At 69.4% G+C, this 16,963-nt stretch carries 16 protein-coding genes and 1 pseudogene; 9 read left to right on the top strand and 8 right to left on the bottom strand.

Features of this window, described 5'->3' with window-relative positions; genetic code table 11:
- The first annotated feature begins 3 nt into the window (after nucleotides 1–3).
- From MMSR116_RS08365 to MMSR116_RS08350, 4 genes and pseudogenes are all read left to right on the top strand, one after another.
- Nucleotides 4–1,011, top strand: coding sequence for an ABC transporter permease (locus tag MMSR116_RS08365; RefSeq protein WP_010685628.1), 1,008 nt, complete (start codon nucleotides 4–6; stop codon nucleotides 1,009–1,011).
- On the top strand, nucleotides 1,005–1,793 hold the full coding sequence (locus MMSR116_RS08360; RefSeq protein ID WP_010685629.1) for an ABC transporter ATP-binding protein: 789 nt from the start codon (nucleotides 1,005–1,007) through the stop codon (nucleotides 1,791–1,793). Before MMSR116_RS08365 ends, MMSR116_RS08360 begins: the two co-directional genes overlap by 7 nt.
- 64 nt (nucleotides 1,794–1,857) lie before the next feature.
- Nucleotides 1,858–2,418: pseudogene (locus MMSR116_RS08355) on the top strand (ABC transporter substrate-binding protein); the annotation flags it as partial.
- Nucleotides 2,419–2,504: 86 nt separating this feature from the next.
- On the top strand, nucleotides 2,505–3,467 hold the full coding sequence (locus MMSR116_RS08350; protein WP_010685631.1) for an aliphatic sulfonate ABC transporter substrate-binding protein: 963 nt from the start codon (nucleotides 2,505–2,507) through the stop codon (nucleotides 3,465–3,467).
- 535 nt (nucleotides 3,468–4,002) lie between these two features.
- On the opposite strand, the gene MMSR116_RS08345 is transcribed toward MMSR116_RS08350, so the two are convergent.
- Together MMSR116_RS08345 and MMSR116_RS08340 are read right to left on the bottom strand one after the other, a co-directional pair.
- Complete coding sequence (locus MMSR116_RS08345) at nucleotides 4,003–5,031, bottom strand: IS110 family transposase (protein WP_010685632.1); 1,029 nt, start codon at nucleotides 5,029–5,031, stop codon at nucleotides 4,003–4,005.
- Between the two features lie 229 nt (nucleotides 5,032–5,260).
- Entirely contained in the window at nucleotides 5,261–5,944 is a 684-nt protein-coding gene (locus MMSR116_RS08340; protein ID WP_039894106.1) for a zinc metallopeptidase, read from the bottom strand.
- A gap of 161 nt (nucleotides 5,945–6,105) precedes the next feature.
- On the opposite strand from MMSR116_RS08340, the gene MMSR116_RS08335 reads away from it, so the two are divergent.
- A complete protein-coding gene (locus MMSR116_RS08335) occupies nucleotides 6,106–6,726 on the top strand; it encodes a tyrosine-type recombinase/integrase (RefSeq protein WP_010685634.1) in 621 nt (206 codons plus the stop codon).
- 345 nt (nucleotides 6,727–7,071) lie between these two features.
- The gene (locus MMSR116_RS08330; protein ID WP_010685635.1) at nucleotides 7,072–8,364 is read left to right on the top strand and encodes a flavin monoamine oxidase family protein; all 1,293 of its coding nucleotides are present in this window, start codon (nucleotides 7,072–7,074) and stop codon (nucleotides 8,362–8,364) included.
- Between the two features lie 122 nt (nucleotides 8,365–8,486).
- On the opposite strand, the gene MMSR116_RS08325 is transcribed toward MMSR116_RS08330, so the two are convergent.
- Nucleotides 8,487–9,191, bottom strand: a complete 705-nt coding sequence (locus MMSR116_RS08325; RefSeq protein WP_010685636.1) for a 2OG-Fe(II) oxygenase — start codon at nucleotides 9,189–9,191, stop codon at nucleotides 8,487–8,489.
- Entirely contained in the window at nucleotides 9,188–9,715 is a 528-nt protein-coding gene (locus MMSR116_RS08320) for a methylated-DNA--[protein]-cysteine S-methyltransferase (RefSeq protein ID WP_010685637.1), read from the bottom strand. The genes MMSR116_RS08325 and MMSR116_RS08320 overlap by 4 nt, the downstream gene beginning before the upstream one ends.
- A 324-nt stretch (nucleotides 9,716–10,039) precedes the next feature.
- Between MMSR116_RS08320 and MMSR116_RS08315 the strand changes: the two genes are divergently transcribed.
- Entirely contained in the window at nucleotides 10,040–11,455 is a 1,416-nt protein-coding gene (locus MMSR116_RS08315) for an adenylate/guanylate cyclase domain-containing protein (protein WP_010685638.1), read from the top strand.
- Between the two features lie 10 nt (nucleotides 11,456–11,465).
- On the opposite strand, the gene ada is transcribed toward MMSR116_RS08315, so the two are convergent.
- The 4 genes from ada to MMSR116_RS08295 all read right to left on the bottom strand — a co-directional run bounded on the left by ada (nucleotide 11,466) and on the right by MMSR116_RS08295 (nucleotide 15,160).
- Entirely contained in the window at nucleotides 11,466–12,539 is a 1,074-nt protein-coding gene (gene ada, locus MMSR116_RS08310) for a bifunctional DNA-binding transcriptional regulator/O6-methylguanine-DNA methyltransferase Ada (protein WP_010685639.1), read from the bottom strand.
- 134 nt (nucleotides 12,540–12,673) lie between these two features.
- A complete protein-coding gene (locus tag MMSR116_RS08305; protein WP_158168633.1) occupies nucleotides 12,674–13,252 on the bottom strand; it encodes a flavin reductase family protein in 579 nt (192 codons plus the stop codon).
- Between the two features lie 111 nt (nucleotides 13,253–13,363).
- The gene (locus tag MMSR116_RS08300; RefSeq protein ID WP_010685641.1) at nucleotides 13,364–14,056 is read right to left on the bottom strand and encodes a flavin reductase family protein; all 693 of its coding nucleotides are present in this window, start codon (nucleotides 14,054–14,056) and stop codon (nucleotides 13,364–13,366) included.
- Nucleotides 14,057–14,266: 210 nt separating this feature from the next.
- Complete coding sequence (locus tag MMSR116_RS08295; protein ID WP_010685642.1) at nucleotides 14,267–15,160, bottom strand: LysR family transcriptional regulator; 894 nt, start codon at nucleotides 15,158–15,160, stop codon at nucleotides 14,267–14,269.
- Nucleotides 15,161–15,290: 130 nt separating this feature from the next.
- Here MMSR116_RS08295 and MMSR116_RS08290 point away from each other — a divergent pair, with 130 nt between their 5' ends.
- Together MMSR116_RS08290 and MMSR116_RS08285 are read left to right on the top strand one after the other, a co-directional pair.
- Nucleotides 15,291–15,713, top strand: a complete 423-nt coding sequence (locus MMSR116_RS08290) for a (R)-mandelonitrile lyase (protein WP_010685643.1) — start codon at nucleotides 15,291–15,293, stop codon at nucleotides 15,711–15,713.
- A gap of 26 nt (nucleotides 15,714–15,739) precedes the next feature.
- Nucleotides 15,740–16,930, top strand: a complete 1,191-nt coding sequence (locus tag MMSR116_RS08285) for an arabinose transporter (protein WP_039894109.1) — start codon at nucleotides 15,740–15,742, stop codon at nucleotides 16,928–16,930.
- Nucleotides 16,931–16,963: the final 33 nt, after the last annotated feature.

Below are 16,963 nucleotides of genomic sequence, written 5' to 3'. Positions count from 1 at the left end.
GGCATGGCCGGCAGCCTCACCGTCACCGCGGCACCCACCGCCGCCTCAGCAAAGCCCCGCCGTCCGCTGCGGCCGTCCTGGCCGGGTCTGATCGCCGGGCTGGCTTGGCTCGCCCTCGCGGCGGTCGCGTTCGGCCTGCCGGAGGCGGGCGACTTCCCGCGGACCGGTGCATTCTCGCAAGGCGCCGCGGCACTGGGCGCTGCGCTCCTCGTGCTGTCGCCCATCGTCTCCCGGCTCGGGACACCGGGCGCACGACTGCGTCACTGGAGCCCCTGGTTCGCCGTGCTCGCCGGCGTGCTCGTCGCGTGGGAACTCGCCACGGCGAAATTCGAATGGCTGCCGATGCCGTTCTTCCCTCCGCCGCAGGCAATTCTGGAGGTCTTCCTCGACGACTGGCCGAAACTCGGCGGCAGCATCCTCAACTCTCTGATCCTGCTCTCGGGGGGGTACGCCTTCGGGGCGGCGGTCGGGTTCACGCTCGGCGTCGCGATCGGCTCGTCGCGGGCGGTCGGCTACTGGGCGCACCCGGTGCTGCGCTTCGTCGGGCCGCTGCCGGCCACGGCTTGGCTGCCGCTCGCCTTCTTCGTCTTCCCGTCCTCGTGGTCGGCCAGCACCTTCCTGGTGGCGCTCGCCACCGGCTTCCCGGTCACGGTCCTGACCTGGTCGGGGGTGGCGGGCGTCAACAAGGCCTATTTCGACGTGGCGCGCACCCTCGGCGCCTCGCGCAGCTTCCTGGTCCTGCGCGTGGCGGTCCCGGCGGCGCTGCCGCACGTCTTCGTCGGCTTGTTCATGGGGCTCGGCGGCTCGTTCGCGGTGCTCGTGGTGGCCGAGATGCTCGGCGTGAAGTCCGGCCTCGGCTGGTACCTGCAATGGGCACAGGGCTGGGCCGCCTACGCCAATATGTATGCGGCGCTGATCGTGATGGCGCTGATGTGCTCGTCCCTGATCACGCTGCTGTTCCGCCTGCGCGACCGCCTGCTCGCGTGGCAGAAGGGGCTGGTGCAATGGTAGCCGCCGCGATCCGAGAACATGCCGCCCAAGCCGCCGGTAGCCGCCTGACTGTGGATGCCGTCAGCCACGCCTTCGCGATCCGCGGCGCGCCCCTGCCGGTCCTCGACCGGGTGAGCCTCACGGTGGAGCCTGGCGGCTTCGTGGCGCTGCTCGGCCCCTCGGGCTGCGGCAAGTCCACCCTGCTGCGGCTCGTGGCCGGGCTCGAACCGCCCGATGCGGGCACCATCGCGATCGACGGCGATCCGGTCGAGGATCCGGACCCGTCGCGGCTCCTCGTCTTCCAAGACCCGACCCTCTATCCCTGGCGCACCGTGCGCGCCAACGTCGCGCTTGGCCTGGAGGCCCGGGGCGTCGGCCGCGAGCGGGCCACGCTGGCCGACGCGGCGCTGCACCTCGTCGGGCTCGACGGCTTCGCCGAGGTCTATCCGCACCAGCTCTCAGGCGGCATGGCCCAGCGCGTCGCGCTGGCCCGTGCCCTGGTCAACGAGCCGCGGCTCCTGCTGCTCGACGAGCCGCTGGGCAAGCTCGATGCCCTGACCCGACTGGCCATGCAGGCCGAGCTCCTGCGGCTATGGCAGGAGAAGCGCTTCACCGCGCTCCTCGTCACCCACGACGTGGAGGAGGCGCTGGTGCTGGCCGAGCGCGTGATCGTGCTCTCCGACCGCCCGGCCGCGATCCGGGCCGAGTTGCCCGTTCCCGTTGCCTATCCGCGCCATCGCGACGACCCCGAGATTGTGAGATTGCGCCGGGAGATCCTGGGAATTCTCGGCCATCCGACTTGAGCGAGTATCTCGGTCGCAAGTGCCCCAATTGCGCCGTTGGCGCTCGTAGGGCTTTGCTATGTCTATGATCCGCAAAGTTCTCCTGGCCGCCGGTCTCGCCCTGGCGACCCTGACGGGAGCGCACGGGCAAAGGGTTTACACCGAGAATCCGAAGGAGATCCGGCTGGATTGGGCAACCTACAATCCGGTCGGCCTGCTCCTGAAGGAGAAGGGCTTCCTCGAGGAGGCGCTGGCACCGCGCGGCATCAAGATCAAATGGGTCCAGTCGCTCGGCTCTAACAAGGCCCTGGAGTTCCTTAATACCGGCGGCATCGATTTAGGCTCGGTGGCGGGAGCCGCGGCCCTGGTGGCCCGGATCAACGGCAACCCAATCAAGGCGGTCTACGCCTTCTCGCGCCCGGAATGGGCGGCGCTGGTCACCCGCAAAGACACCGGGATCATCAAGCCCGCCGACCTGAAGGGCAGGCGCGTGGCGGTCATCCGCGGCACCGACCCGCACGTCTTCCTGATCCGAGCGCTCCAGGGCGCTGGCACGACCGAGCGCGACGCCAAGCTCGTCCTGCTCCAGCATCCGGACGGGCGCACCGCCCTCGACCGCGGGGACGTCGACGTCTGGGCGGGCCTCGGATGCGGTCCGACGGGTCATAGCGGTCCTAGCGTGCCGGCTGGTGGTAGGTCTTCCCGCTTCAATCTCGAAACCTGGATGACATGATGCAGCCCTCTCGCCGATCCCTGTTGGCCGGACTTGCCACTGGACTTGCCATCTCCATCGGATCGGCGCGCTCTGCCCGTGCCGCGGCGACGCTTCGCATCGGGTACCAGCGCTCCTCAACGCTCGTGGCGCTGCTGCGCCAAGACGGCGGCCTCGAGCAGGCGCTTGCCCCGCTCGGTGTCGTTCTGTCCTGGCACGAATTCACCAGCGGTCTTCCGATCATGGAGGCGCTGAATGCCGGGCAGATCGACGTATCAGCCGACGTCGCCGATACGGTGCCGGTCTTCGCGCAGGCGGCAGGGGCGCGGATCAGCTACCTGGCGCAGGAGGCACCATCGCCGACGGCACAGGCGATCCTCGTGCCGAAAGACTCTGCCGTAAGGACTGTGGCCGACCTGAAGGGCCGCCGGGTCGCGGTCACGAAGGGAGCTGGCAGCCATTTCCTGCTCTTGGCAGCGCTAAAGGAGGCCAACCTCGCCTTCCGCGACATCCAACCGGCCTATCTGACTCCTGCCGATGGGCGCGCGGCCCTGGTGAGCGGCGGCGTCGAGGCGTGGGTCGCCTGGGATCCGTTCCTCAGCGCGGCACAACGTCAGTCGCAGTCTCGCGTGGTGCGGGACGGCCAAGGCCTGTCGCTCTACAAGCGCTACTACCTCGCTTCCGACAGCTACGTGGCCGACAATGGGTCGGTGCTCCTCGTACTGTTCGACAAGCTCTCCGAAACGGGCACCTGGGTGAAAGCTAACCCGGCCGAGGCGGCAAGGCGGCTTGCGCCGCTTTGGAAGATTGAAACCGACATCATAGAACAAGCAAACGCGCGTCGCAGCTACAGGGTCGAGTCGGTCACGCGCGACGCGCTCTCCGAGCAACAGTCGATCGCCGACGCCTTTCGCACCGCGAGTTTGCTGCCACGCGCCATCGACACGTCGGAACTCGGCATCTGGACGGCGCCGACGCGCTGAGTCGGGATCCATGTGTGCAATGTCTTCGGGCAAACTGCCAGACGAGGTCGGGCGCGGGTCTCGGTAATGTCCCGGCGCCCACCGCGTTCGACTCGTCGCAGAGTGCGAAGTGTCATTCGCAAGTCATTGATATCCGGCTAGTTGTTGCGGAAGGCGAGCGATGCCCGGACCTACTGTTCCTATCGGGACCAACGGAGCGTCGGCAGAGTTTGACGTCCGCTTCCGGGATCCTTCGGAGCGACGCTGAATGGCGACAATGGGCGCGAAGCTGAACGTCCTGTGTGGATGGCTCCCGCATTGCAAGTGGCGAATTGAGCGTCTGACGCGTTGGTCGGGTGCAGTCTTGTGTCCGGCCTGTCGATGCAGTCGTTCATGTTGACCGCTGGCCCTGATGGTATCCGCGAGCTGCGTCCCACTCTGCTTTGCGGGCTATCACGCCCTGGACATTCGGCGGGGTGTCCCGGCTCCCGGTCTGACCGGTTCGCCACCAACTCTCATCGTCCTCGCAACCTGGAAACGTCTCCTTGCCGTGCTGTCAGGCGGCCGCGGCCAGGGGTGCGCGGTAGGTGCCGCCGCGGGTCATGATCGCCCAGGCGACCCGCGCCGTGCGATTGGCCGCCGCCACGGTCACCACGCGCACCGGCTTGCGCTGCAGTAGCGTCGACAGCCGCGGATCAACCGAGGTCGGCGTCGTCTTCGCGCGCCGGACCAGAGAGGTCATGCCGACCACGAGCAGGCGACGCAGGTAGCGGTCGCCCATGCGTGAGATCCAGCCCAGGCGCTCCTTGCCGCCGCTGCAGTTCTGAAGCGGCGTCAGCCCTAGCGAGGCCGCGAACTGCCGACCGGAGCGGAAGCGCTCGGGCTCGCTCACCGAGGCGGTCAACGCGGTTGCCGACACGATGCCGACACCCGGGATCGTCGCAAGCCGCTGCGACAGGTCGCTGTCCCGGTGCCAGGCCAGCAACTCCTTCTCCAGCCGGGTGAGTTGGATCTGCACGGCACCGATCTGATCGGCCAACCCGGTCACCACGCGCTGGGCGAGCGGCGGCACCTCGGCCGCGTCTCCGGCCGAGAGCCGGGCCGCCAGTTCGAGCGCGTGCCGCAGGCCCCGCGCCATCTCGATCCCAAACTCAGCGAGCAGGCCGCGGATCATGTTCACCAGCTGCGTGCGTTGCTTGACCAGCAGGTCGCGCGTCCGGTGCAGCGCCAGCACCGCCTGCTGGTCGGTCGACTTCACCGGCACGAAGCGCATGCTCGGACGCGTCACCGCCTCGCAGATGGCAGCGGCGTCGTTCGCATCGGTCTTGCCACGCTTCACGTACGGCTTCACGTAAGCCGGCGGCATCAGCCGCACGTCGTGGCCGAGGCTCATGAGCTCCCGGGCCCAGTGGTGCGCCGTGCCGCACGCCTCCATGCCGACCAGGCAGCGCGGCAGCTTGGCGAAGAACGGCACGACCTGCGCCCGCCTCAAGGCCTTGCGCACGACGACGTGCCCAACTGCATCGACGGCGTGAACCTGAAAGATGCTTTTGGCCAGATCGATGCCGACGGTGGTGATCTCCATGGGGATGGCTCCTGCATGAGCGTGGCTGCTGCTTTGACAGCAACCACATCTTGGCATCGCGATGCCGTCAGTCGGAGCGGGAGCCATCCACCCCATCTGGTTTCGGGCAGCGAGCTGATGTCAGCTCTTGGCGTACAGCAACTGGGAGGAATGGCTAGGTCTGGTTCCGAAAGTGGCGGTCCGCTCGCAGCTTGGCGGGTAGGCGCATCGGCCCCTCGCCTCGGAGGTCTTAGAACGGGAGGAGCCGCCGAAAGCGGGCAAGGTTCACGAGCGCCATGAGGGACGAGGCTACGTAGGTGAGGGCTGCGGCGCGCAGTACGGTGCGGGCGCCGGACATGTCGCCTGCGTCGAGGAAGTGACCCGTCTCCAGGATGGGCAGGGCCCGGCGGAAGCTCGCGTCGAGTTCGACGGGCAGTGTCAGGACGTGGAATACGAGGCGAACGCCGAGAAGTGCGATGCCGACACCGACCTGTAGGGCGAGCAGCACCGGCGAATGGACGAGAGCGAGCACCACGGGCGCAGTCATCATCACCATTGCCGCAGCAAACTCGAAGCCCTGCACGACCGGGGCAAAACTCACTCGCGCCGCGAAAAGCCGGTCCCCTGCCGCGTGCTGGAGCGCATGGGAGACCTCGTGTGCCGCGACCGCGACCGCCGTGATCGAGCGGCCGTCATGGTTCCCCGGCGACAGTCGCACGGCGTTCGCGACTGGGTCGTAGTGGTCGGCTGGCGCTATCTCGACGGAAACGTGCTTCAACCCCGCCAAGTCGAGCAGATGACGGGCGAGTTCACCTCCGGTCCCGGGCAGATCCGGCCGCTCGGTCGCGTGTTGCCGCATCGCCCAGCGCACCCACCAGTGGGGGCCGAACACGAGGCCGAGCAGGAGGGCGCCGAGCGCTAGGATGATGGGCACGTCAGATATGTAGCTGTGCCGCCGTATCCGCGAAAGCACGGTGCATGCCTCCGCCTCCGACACTTCTCGGGCTACCCGCCGACGTCGGAGTCGGGCAACCGGGGCGCGGGCTTATCGCGGGCTGGGTGAGATGCTGATGGCTCCACATACGGAGCTTCATCATGCACTCGACAAACGAAACCACCCACCGCCCCTGGAACCTGGGCCGCCTCATCTGGCCCAAGCCGCCGTTCAAGCCAAAGCACATTTGGGCGATCCGTACCCGCCTACAGCACGAAGGCCGTACCCGCGATCTTGCCCTGTTCAACACGGCCATCGATAGCAAGCTGCGGGGCTGCGACCTCGTCCGCTTGCGTGTGACCGACGTCTACCTCGGCGATGGCATTTGCCTGCGTACCACCATCATCCAGCAAAAGACCGGCCAGCCCGTACCCTTCGAGCTGACCGAGACGACCCGCGAGACGCTGGCGGCTTGGCTGAAGCTGCGGGGACTGCGAGCAAGTGACTGGCTGTTTCCCAGCCGCAGCCGTCCCGGCGAACATCTGACGACGCGACAGTACGGGCGGCTCGTCGACGAGTGGGTGACGCTGATCGGTCTCGACCCAGCGGGCTACGGCACGCACAGCCTGCGCCGGACGAAGGTCGCGCTGATATACCGGCGCACCGGCAACCTGCGCGCCTGCCAGCTGCTGCTCGGTCATACCAAGCTTGAGAGCACGGTGCGCTACCTCGGCATAGAGGCGGACGATGCGCTGGTAATGTCCGAGCAAACCGACATCTGACACTAACCGCGGCGGCTCCTTGGGCCGTCGCACCTACCCCCTTCGTCCGAGAAGGGTGGGGAGCGGAAGTCAGCCACTCGCCTGGAAGCGGACGCTCCGCATTCGACCCAACGCAGTCGTTCACGCGCGACCATGCCGTTCCTGAAAGCAGACGTATCTTGGGCCGTTGCTATGGCGGTGATGCGCCCATCACGGTCGTTCAGCCAACTCCGGCGTGTTCTCCGAAGCGGACACTCCAGCTGCTCAGCCTGTAAGCCCAAGAAGCACCCATCCGCCTCGAACGACGCCGCTCCCCACGAGCCTCAGTGCTTGTTGCACCGAACGCTCGTCCTCACGTACAGCCACATGGCAAGCGAGTTTGACATCATCATCGTAGGAGGCGGCGCCGCCGGCATTGGCGCGGCACGGCGGCTGGCAGCACACGGCACATCGGTCTTGCTTCTGGAGTCGTCGCAGCGTCTCGGAGGCCGCGCGTACACCCAGGACTTCGGAGACCACCCGCTCGACCTCGGCTGCGAGTGGCTGCACTCGGGCGACCGCAATGCGTGGGTCGGCATCGCCGAGGCGTCGGGCTTCCTGGTCGACCGCAGCGACCCGCCGTGGGCGAAGGCGCATCCCTCCATCACCGAGGACGAGGACGGCCAGGAGGCGGCGCGAAGGGCATACGGCGATTGGGAGGAGCGGCTCCGCACGGTCGCCTCGGGCAGCGACCGCGCGAGCGATGCCCTGGAGCCCAGCGGCGCCTGGAACGGCTACGTGCGCGCCATCGCCGGCTTCATGAGCGGCATGGCTCCCGAGAGGATCTCCGCGACCGACTACCTCGCCTACGACGATGCCTCGACGGGCAAGAATTGGAACTTGCCCCTCGGCTACGGCACGCTGGTCGCCGCGAGCCTTCCGTCCTCGACGGCCCTGCAGTTGGCCACCCCGGCCGAGCGGATCGACCTGACGGCGGACGGCGTCGCCGTCACCACCCGTGCCGACACGTTCCGCGCAGGCGCCGCCATCCTCACGGTCTCGACGGCGGTCCTGGCCGGCGACGCGATCCGCCTTCCCGCCGGGGTCGACCCCTGGCGTGAGGCGGCCGCCGCGCTGCCGCTCGGGCGCAACGAGAAGATCTTCCTGGAGATCGCGCGCGACGCCGCGTTCGCGCCGGACAGCCACGCCTACGGCGACCTGCACGACCCGCGGGCCGCCGCCTATTCCATCCGACCCAACGGCTGGCCGGTGATCGAGGCGTTCCTCGGCAGCGAGGGCGCCCGCATCCTTGAGGAGGACGGCCCCGCCGCCGGGTTCGCCCACACCAAGGTCGAGCTGGTCGGCCTGTTCGGCAGCGAGGTGGCCTCGGCCATCCGTCCGCTCGCGGCGACAGCCTGGAGCCGGACGGCGTCCATCGGCGGCGCGTATAGCTGCGCCCTGCCGGGACAAGCCAGTGCGCGGGTACAACTGGCCCAGCCCTTCGAGGACCGGCTGTTCTTCGCGGGCGAGGCAACGCACCCATTCGACTTCACGACCGCCCACGGGGCGCACGACAGCGGGGTCCGGGCCGCCAACGAGGCCCTGGCGGCGCTCGAAGGCAGGCAGCGTCACGGGTCACGCGGCCCGCGGATCGTCGCGGGAAAGCATGCAACCAGGTAGAAAACGAACCCCGGTTACGCCCTCGACGCGTAACATGACGGTCCTCGGGAGCGGACGCCCACCTTCGTACGGACGTGTCGACAAGCGACGGAGCACACCGTGGACCCATGAGGTTCGGCTCCTCAAGCCGCGTCGTGGAAGATGATCCCCAGCGTGTGCCGTCGCCCCGAGCGGACCTCACTGACGCCGTGGCGCATCATCACGCGGTAGTCGCCCTTGGTCCCGCGTTGGGGCCGGCCATGGACGGCGAAGACCACCGCGTCGCCCTTCGTGAGCGGCACGACGACTGCCCGCGACTGCATCCTCGGACGCTGCTCCGTCAGCACGAATTCACCGCCCTCGAACGCCTCGCCTGGTTCGGACAGCAGCGTCGCGACCTGGAGCGGGAAGACGTGCTCGCCGTAAAGGTCCTGGTGCAGGCAGTTGTAGTCGCCGGGCGCGTACTGCAGCAGCAGCGGCGTGGGCCGGCGTTGCCCGGCGGCGTGGCAACGCTCCAGGAACTCCGCGTGGGTCGTGGGGAAGCGAACGTCCAGGCCCATGCGCCCGTGCCATGCGTTCGCGACCGGTGCGAGCCTCGGGTAGAGGCCCGTGCGTAGCTCCTGCACGACCTCGGGCAGCGGGTAGGAGAAGTAGCGGTACTCGCCCCGTCCGAACCCGTGGCGCGCCATGACGACGTGGCTTCGGAACGCAGGCGTATCGCCGTACAGGTCGGCGACCGCGTCGCTCTGGTCGGCCGTCAGGATCTTCGGCAGCACGCTCCAGCCTTGCCGGTCGAGGTCACCCGCAACCGTCTGCCAATCCAACGTCTCGATGCGCGTCATGATCATGCCGCCGTCTCCAAGGAAAGCAGCCGACGCTTCCGATGGACACCCCAGCGGTAGCCCGAGATCGATCCGTCCGCCTTCAGCACGCGGTGGCACGGCACGACGACGGCGAGCCGGTTGGCGGCGCAGGCCGCGCCGACTTGCTGCGCCGTCATGCCCGAGCCGATCTCCCGTGCGAGCGCACCGTAGCTTCGCGTTTCACCGGCCGGGATCGCGCGCAGCACCGCCCACACGGCAAGTTCGTCGGCCTCGCCTCGCAGGTCCAGGTCGAGCGCGAGTGAGCCGGTCGGGGCGTCGATGTGGCGGGCGACAGCGTCCAGCGTCGCGCCGATCCTATCCTCGTCGCCGACGAGGGTGGCGCCTGGCAGCGCTTCCAGGAGCTTCCGTTTCAGTTCGTCACGGCCGGCACCGAGGAGCACGGCGGCCACGCCGCGCCTGCCGACGGCGACCGCGGCCAACCCGGTGAGGGTCGCGCGATAGCCGTAGAGGTAGATTTCCGTCGCGAAGCGACATCCGATCTCGTCCACGAGGTTCCTCCCACGTCGTCATCGACAGGATGGACGAAGGAGCGTCGCTCGGCGCTCCGAACCTTGCTCTCAAATCGAAATGGAGGGGTTTACACGCCGGGCCCGAACCCGCTTTCAAGATCCCCTGCGCGCGGGCCCGATCCGACGTGCACCGTCGTTTCCGTGTCCGGTCGGAAGGGCCACAGCGGGGCAGCTTCACGGCCGTACGGCGGTCGTAGCGCGGCGGCATGGAAGCGGCCGGGTCGGCGCGGACCCGGATACCGCCCAGGCAAGTCCACGGTTGGGCCTGGTCTACTTGGTGGCAGTCTCATCTAGGTTTGACCCATGGACGATACGTTTGCCCTGTTCGAAGCCTTGCGCCGCGCGGTGCCGTCGGATGTCGCCGACGCGGTGGCCGAGTTCGTTCGAACCAGTCCCGACGAGCGCCTCGCCCGGGTGAATGCCCTAGCGCTGTCGGCCGAGACCGGACTGGACGAGGACGTGCTGATCGGCGCGCTGCTGCACACGTCCCGGCTCGGTCTCTTCGAGATGTCCTGGAACATCCTGTGCCCGCATTGCAGAAGCGTGCTCGCCGCCAATGCCACGCTTCGGTCGGTGCGCAGATCGCATCACTTCTGCGCGTTCTGCGATGCCACCGAGGAGTTGCGGCTCGACGACCGGGTGGAGGTGACCTTCACAGTCAGTCCCCGTCTCCGACGCATCGGCGCGCACGACCCGGACGGCCTCGGTTTCTGGGACTACCACAGGCAGGTCTTCTTCGGCTCCGGCGTCGATTTTCCCGAGCGGGCGACGTTCGACGCCCTGGCGTCGTCGTGCGTTCTGGAAACCGTCGAGTTGCAGGGAGGCGAGCGGCTCCTCCTGACGTTGCCGGCTCCCGAAGGTACGCTGATCGCCTTCGATCCGGTCACCCATACGGCCCAATACCTGACCGTGGAAGGACCACCCGCGGGTGGTCGCCAAGACCTCGCAATGGTTTTCGACGGGCGCCCGAGCGTCGCGCGGGCGACCCTGCCTCCCGGGATGCTGCGCCTGTCCCTCGACAACCGGACCCGGGAGCGCGTCCTCCTCGGCATCTACCGCGCCGGCCCCGAGCTCGATGCGCTGATCGGCGGTCAGCGCCCGTTTCTCACCGCCAGGCGTCTCCTCTCCAATCAGACGTTCCGGGACGTCTTCCGCACCGATACGCTGGACATCGATCAGCGGCTCAAGATCACGAGCCTCACCTTCCTGTTCACCGACCTCCAGGGATCGACCGAACTCTACGAGAGGGTCGGCGACTTCACGGCGTACGATCTGGTGCGGACCCACTTCCGGCTCCTGCACGATATCGTGGCGGCGGAGTCCGGTGCCGTGGTCAAGACGATTGGCGACGCGGTGATGGCGACCTTCGATAGGCCGGAACGCGCGCTCGCCGCCGCCCTCCGTATGCAGGCGGCGATGAGGGAACTTAACACCGAACGCGGCGCGGAGGATCTAAAGCTGAAGATCGGCCTGCACGAGGGGCCGTGCCTGGCTGTTTCGCTGAACGACCGCCAGGACTACTTCGGGCAGACCGTGAACATCGCCTCGCGCGTGCAGGACCTGGCGAGCCGGGACGCGATATTCGCGACCGGGTCGATCCTCGGGCACCGCAAAGTCGAGGACCTTCTCCGGGTTTCGGGTCTGGCCGGGCAGGCCTGGACGGGGGGGCTCCGCGGCATAGGGGATCGGATCCCGGTTTACCGCCTGACGCCCGTTTGATCACGTGCGTTCAGGCGGCCACCTGCTCGCGGTCGAGGATCGCGCGCTTGCGCTCGACGCCCCAGGCATAGCCCGACAGGGCGCCGTCGTTGCGGACGACCCGGTGGCAGGGGATCGCGACCGCCAGCTTGTTGGCTGCGCAGGCGCCCGCGACCGCGCGGGTCGCACTCGGGAGCCCGATACGCTCGGCGACCTCCGTGTAGGAGGCGGTCCGGCCGAACGGGATATCGCGCAGCGCCTGCCAGACCCGCTGCTGGAAGGCGGTGCCGCGCACGTCGAGCGGCAGGTCGAGGCCGACCTGCGGCGCCTCCACGAAGCCGACCACCTCCGCCACGACCGCCTCGTACTCGGCGTCGGCGCCGATGAGCCTCGCCTTCGGGAAGCGGTCCTGGAGATCGCGCGCCAGCGCGTCGGGGTCGTCGCCGATGAGGATGGCGGCGACCCCTTTGGCGCTGGAGGCGACCAGGATTGGGCCGAGCGTGGATTCCCCGATGGCGAAGCGGATCTCCTCCTGCGCCCCGCCCTTGCGGAATGTCGAGGGCGTCATGCCGAGCATGGCGTTCGACGCCTCGTAGAAGCGGCCGCTCGAATTGAAGCCGGCGTCGTAGATGGCTTCGGTGACCTTACCGCCGCCGGCAAGCGCCTCGCGCACGCGCTTGGCCCGATGGGCCGCCGCGTAGCCCTTCGGCGTCAGTCCGGTCTGCGCCTTGAACATGCGGTGGAAGTACCCCGGACTGAGCCCGAGCTTCGCGGCGAGCTCGGTCAGCGACGGCGCCGTCTCGCCGTCCTCGATCAGCCGGCATGCCTTGGTGACGAGCTCGGCGTTCACTGCCTCGGGCCCCGGTCCGTCGGGCTTGCACCGCTTGCACGGCCGGAACCCCGTTCGACGTGCGTCCTCAAGCGTGTCGTGGATGGTGACGTTCCCGGGGTTGCAGCCCCGTGACGGGCAGGACGGCCGGCAATAGACGCCGGTCGTGCTGACCGCGTACCAGAACCGGCCGTCGGCCGTCCTGTCGCGGGCCACGATACGCGCCCAGCGCGGGTCGGCGAGAATGGTCTCGGCGTGCTTGTCCCTGACGTTCATGACTCAAGTTCCCTGAAACACGGAACGGAGGTACCGCGGTCCGCGACGTGCGGCGCTCCGGCTCTTGCCCTCGAATTCAACTCGACCGCACCGCGTCCCCCCATGGTACGGCGATGGGCCGGGACGACCCGGCATTACGGCGAGCCCATGATCAGCGGGCGCCATCTGTCGGGGTCGATCCGGTCCGGCCGGCCGTCCGCGAGGACCGACGCGTCCAGGTGAAGGCGGGTGACCCGGACTTCGAAGATCGCCACGTCCCCCGGAAGGGGGCTGCCCGGAGCGGGGGCGTGGACGTCGTCCAGGACGGCTTCCAACTGGATCGGACACTCGGACACGCGCGGCGGCCGTACCGTCTCGGACGGGACCGGGGTCAGGCCCAGGATGCCGATCCTGTCCCTGGCGCACCGGTAGCCTCGTTCCGGACCTCCGTCCGGGACCGCCGCCCTTCCGGCCACACGGATGAGGCGGGCGACCGTCTCGGCCTGGCCGGCGGCCGGCATGTTGACGACGACCTCGCGCGTGCGCCGCAGGTTGGCGGAGGCCCTGGAGACGTCGTGCAGGCCCAATACGCAGCGAGGCCCCATCCACCACGCCGACGTCACCGCCGCGAGGTGGAGGCTTCCATCCTCCTCCATGGTGCAGAGGAGCGCCACGGGCGTCCCGAGATCCAGGACCGGTTGCGGGTTGCCGACATGCATCGAGGGGCTCCTCACGAAGCCCCTCGATATCCGTGCGCCGAGGGCAACGCGCTCCGTTCCTTGCTCCCGAATCCGCGGCGGACGATGCCGGCCTCGCCGCATCGGCGAGGATGCCGGCGGCCGATCTCAGGCAGCCAGGTCGGCCTCGCCGCGCGCCCGGTCGACGTCGGGCATGCGATAGGCCAACTCGTCGATCTCGGCGAGGCGGGACGGGACGATCTCGGCGGGGGAGACGCCGTAGAGCTTCTGGAAGTTCATGATCAGCGGCTGCCATTTGGCAGGATCGATCCGGTTCTCGTGCCCTTCCATGAGCAGGTCGGGATGCACGTGCACGCGGGTGATGCGCACCTCGAAGGCCGAGATCAGGCCGGCGACCTGGGGGTCGTCGTCCATGATCCCGTGCCGGGCCGCGACGACGGCCTCCAACTGGATCGGGCATTCCAGGACCCGCGGCGCGGCGACCGTATGCGACGGGAGGGGCGTCAGGCCGGCCACCTCGAACTTGCGGGGCTCGTAGGCGTAGCCCAGCTTCCGCTTCAGCACGGGGATCTCCTTGGTGCCGGTCAGGCGGGCCAGCCTGTTCACGGCATCGGCCTGCTTGGGCGAGGCCAGGTTGAGCACGCACTGTCCCGTGCGGATCATGTTCTGCGGCGTCTGGGACGCGGTCTGGAGGCCGAGCATGCAGCGCCAGCCGAGCCACCATGCGGACGACATCGGCGCGAGGTTGGCGGTCCCGTCCTCGTTCTGCGTGCTGATCAGGACCACCGGGGTCCCGAGGTAGAGGATCGACGGCTCGATGGTGACGTGGGGATCGGTCACGAGTGTCTCCGTGGCTTGGCAACGAGCCGCTTATGCGAGCCTGCGGGCGACGGGGAACTCCGCTTCTTGCTCTGGAAACGATCTGTTCGCGCCGCCCGGGGACGGTCCGCCTTCCCACCCTCGCGGCCCAGGGCGCACAGGCCGAGCGACACGCGATCCGACCTTTCGACGGAGTTCCACCTACCGCATGGATGCGGGCGGTCGCCTCGGTCATCCCCGGTAACGCAGCGCCTCGACCAGGACGGCCAGCGCCGGCTCCGGCTCGCGGCGGCTCGGGAAGTAGAGGTGGTAGCCGGGGAACGGGTCGCACCAATCCTCCAGCACCCGGACCAGGGTGCCGGCCTCAAGGTGCGTCCGCACCCCGTCCTCGAACAGGTAGGCGATGCCGAAGCCGTCCAGCGCGGCCCGGAGGAGCAGCGCCTCGGTGTTGAACACCAACTGTCCCCCGACCCACACCTTCAGTTCGCGCCCGTCCTTCTCGAACTCCCAGGCGTAGAGGCCGCCGTGGGTCGGCAGGCGCAGGTTGATGCAGGCGTGGGCGGTGAGGTCCTCCGGGCGCCGCGGCCTGGCCCGCCCCGCGAAGTACGAGGGGGCCGCGACGGCGGCCATGCGCATGTCCGGCCCGATCCGGACCGCGGTCATGTCCTTGGCCACGATGCCGCCCCAGCGGACCCCGGCGTCGAAGCGCTCGGCGACGATGTCGGTCAGGACGCTGCTGACGACGACCTCGACCTTGATGTCCGGGTGGTCCGGGAGGACGCGCCGCAGGGCCGGCCAGAGCAACGTGGGTGCCGCGTGCTCGTCGGCGGTGATCCGGAGGTTGCCGGCCGGCTTGCCCCGCATCTCCGCCAGGCTGGCGAGCCCCGCCTCGATCTCCTCGAACCGCGGACCGACGGCCCTGAGGAGCCGCTCTCCGGCCTCGGTCGGCGAGACGCTCCGGGTCGTGCGGGCGAGGAGGCGAACGCCCAGGCGCGCCTCAAGCCCGCGCACGGTCTGGCTCAGAGCCGGCTGCGAGACGCCGAGCTGCGCCGCGGCCCGCGTGAAGCTCCGCTCGCGCGCGACGGCCACGAAGGCGCTGAGGTCGTTCAGGCTCTCGCGCAGCATTCATAAGCCTCGCTCATAGGCCCAAGTGGAACCCAGCATCTAATCCGGGGGCGCCCGACCGGCTAGCTACCGTCGCGAGCATTCCACCGCCGACGCATCCCGCTCGGCGGTGCCGTGAAGGAGCGTCGCCATGGACATCAAGCGCGCAGGGTCGCAGCCCTCGGGCAAGGGACCGGAGGCATGGTTCACGGGCACCGTCCGCATCGACCCGCTGTTCAGCGCCGCCGAGCCGGCCCGCACGGGCGGCGCCCTCGTGACCTTCGAGCCGGGCGCCCGCACGGCCTGGCACACGCATCCCCTCGGACAGACCCTGATCGTCACCGCGGGCTGCGGCCGGGTGCAGCGCGAGGGCGGCCCGGTCGAGGAGATCCGTCCCGGGGACGTCGTCTGGTTTCCCCCGGGGGAGCGGCACTGGCACGGCGCCGGCCCGACCACCGCGATGAGCCACATCGCCATCCAGGAAGCCTTGAACGGCAGTCCGGTGGACTGGCTGGAGAAGGTGACCGACGAGCAGTACGCGTCGCCGGCCTCGCGGGAGGACGGGCGGCCCTGACCTCGTCCGCCGCCCGCGCACCCGCGATCCCGGCGAGCGGCACCACCGTGGCGACGGCCCTGATGCCGCTGCTCGCCGTCGTGTTCGTCGCGTTCCTGGTGATCGGCATCGCCTTGCCGGTCCTGCCGCTGCACGTCCACGACGGGCTCGGCTACGGGCCGGCCATGGTCGGGTTGGTCACCGGCTTCCAGTTCGCCGCCGCCCTCGCGGCACGGCTCTGGTCCGGCCGCATGTCGGACGACAGGGGTCCCAAGCGTGCCGTGGTCACAGGGCTCGCCGCGGCCGGGGCGGCGGGTGCGCTGTACCTCGGCTCCGTCGCCGTCGTCGGCACGCCGTGGGCTTCGGTCGGCCTCCTGCTGGCGGGCCGCGCGATCCTCGGCGGCGCCGAGAGCTTCGTCATCACGGGCGCCGTCGCCTGGGGCTTGGCCCGAGCCGGCACGCAGAACGCCGGCAAGGTCATCGCCTGGGCGGGGACGGCGATGTTCGCGGCGTTCGCCGCCGGCGCCCCGCTCGGCACCGCCCTGTATGCGGGAGGCGGCTTCGCCGCGGTCGCCGCGGCGACGGCCCTGGCGCCGCTGGCCACCTTGGCGTTGATCGCCCCCGTGCGTGGCGCCGACCCGACCCATCGAGGGACGGCGTCCTTCCTGGCGGTCGTCGACGGGATCTGGCTTCCCGGTCTCGCCGCCGCCCTCAGCAGCATCGGCTTCGGGGCCCTGATCACCTTCGGCGCCCTGCTGTTCTCGGCGCACGGGTGGCGGCCGGTCTGGCTGGCCTTCACGGCCTACGCGGTGGCCCTCATCGTCGCCCGGCTGGTGTTCGGACACCTGCCCGACCGGCTCGGCGGCGCCAGGGTGGCCTTGGTCTGCGTGCTGATCGAGGCGGCCGGCCTGGTCCTGATGGGCATCGCGCCGACGGTCACCCTGGCGGCGGCCGGCGCCGCGCTGACGGGCTTCGGCTACGCGCTCGTCTTCCCCGGCTTCGGGGTCGAGGCCGTCCGCCGTGCCCCATCGGAGAGCCGGGGCACGGCCATGGGCGCCTACACCGCCTGCCTCGACCTCGCTCTGGGCGTCTCGGGGCCGGCTCTCGGCCTCGTCGCGGGACATGCCGGATTCGGTGCGGTGTTTCTCGCGAGCGCCGTCCCGGTGGCCTGCGCCGCGGCGGTCGCACTCCGGCTGCTCCAGGCCCCGCGAGGCCGCATCCATAAGCGGGCTTCATAGGCCCATGTCGAATTGAGCGCCTAATCCGGACCG

The organism is Methylobacterium mesophilicum SR1.6/6 (genome assembly GCF_000364445.2).
In the GTDB taxonomy this organism is placed as follows: domain Bacteria; phylum Pseudomonadota; class Alphaproteobacteria; order Rhizobiales; family Beijerinckiaceae; genus Methylobacterium; species Methylobacterium mesophilicum_A.
Note: the sequence above shows the minus strand (reverse complement) of the source record. Positions and strands in the feature narration are given on the sequence as shown.

Bases quoted from the DNA above. Each gene is read 5' to 3' on its own strand.
- MMSR116_RS08360 (WP_010685629.1), top strand. From the start codon at position 1,005: ATGGTAGCCGCCGCGATCCGAGAACATGCCGCCCAAGCCGCCGGTAGC.
- MMSR116_RS08350 (WP_010685631.1), top strand. From the start codon at position 2,505: ATGCAGCCCTCTCGCCGATCCCTGTTGGCCGGACTTGCCACTGGACTT.
- MMSR116_RS08295 (WP_010685642.1), bottom strand. From the start codon at position 15,160: ATGCTGCGCGAGAGCCTGAACGACCTCAGCGCCTTCGTGGCCGTCGCG.
- MMSR116_RS08345 (WP_010685632.1), bottom strand. From the start codon at position 5,031: ATGGAGATCACCACCGTCGGCATCGATCTGGCCAAAAGCATCTTTCAG.
- MMSR116_RS08330 (WP_010685635.1), top strand. From the start codon at position 7,072: ATGGCAAGCGAGTTTGACATCATCATCGTAGGAGGCGGCGCCGCCGGC.
- MMSR116_RS08365 (WP_010685628.1), top strand. From the start codon at position 4: ATGGCCGGCAGCCTCACCGTCACCGCGGCACCCACCGCCGCCTCAGCA.
- MMSR116_RS08315 (WP_010685638.1), top strand. From the start codon at position 10,040: ATGGACGATACGTTTGCCCTGTTCGAAGCCTTGCGCCGCGCGGTGCCG.
- MMSR116_RS08325 (WP_010685636.1), bottom strand. From the start codon at position 9,191: ATGATCATGACGCGCATCGAGACGTTGGATTGGCAGACGGTTGCGGGT.
- MMSR116_RS08335 (WP_010685634.1), top strand. From the start codon at position 6,106: ATGCACTCGACAAACGAAACCACCCACCGCCCCTGGAACCTGGGCCGC.
- ada (WP_010685639.1), bottom strand. From the start codon at position 12,539: ATGAACGTCAGGGACAAGCACGCCGAGACCATTCTCGCCGACCCGCGC.
- MMSR116_RS08290 (WP_010685643.1), top strand. From the start codon at position 15,291: ATGGACATCAAGCGCGCAGGGTCGCAGCCCTCGGGCAAGGGACCGGAG.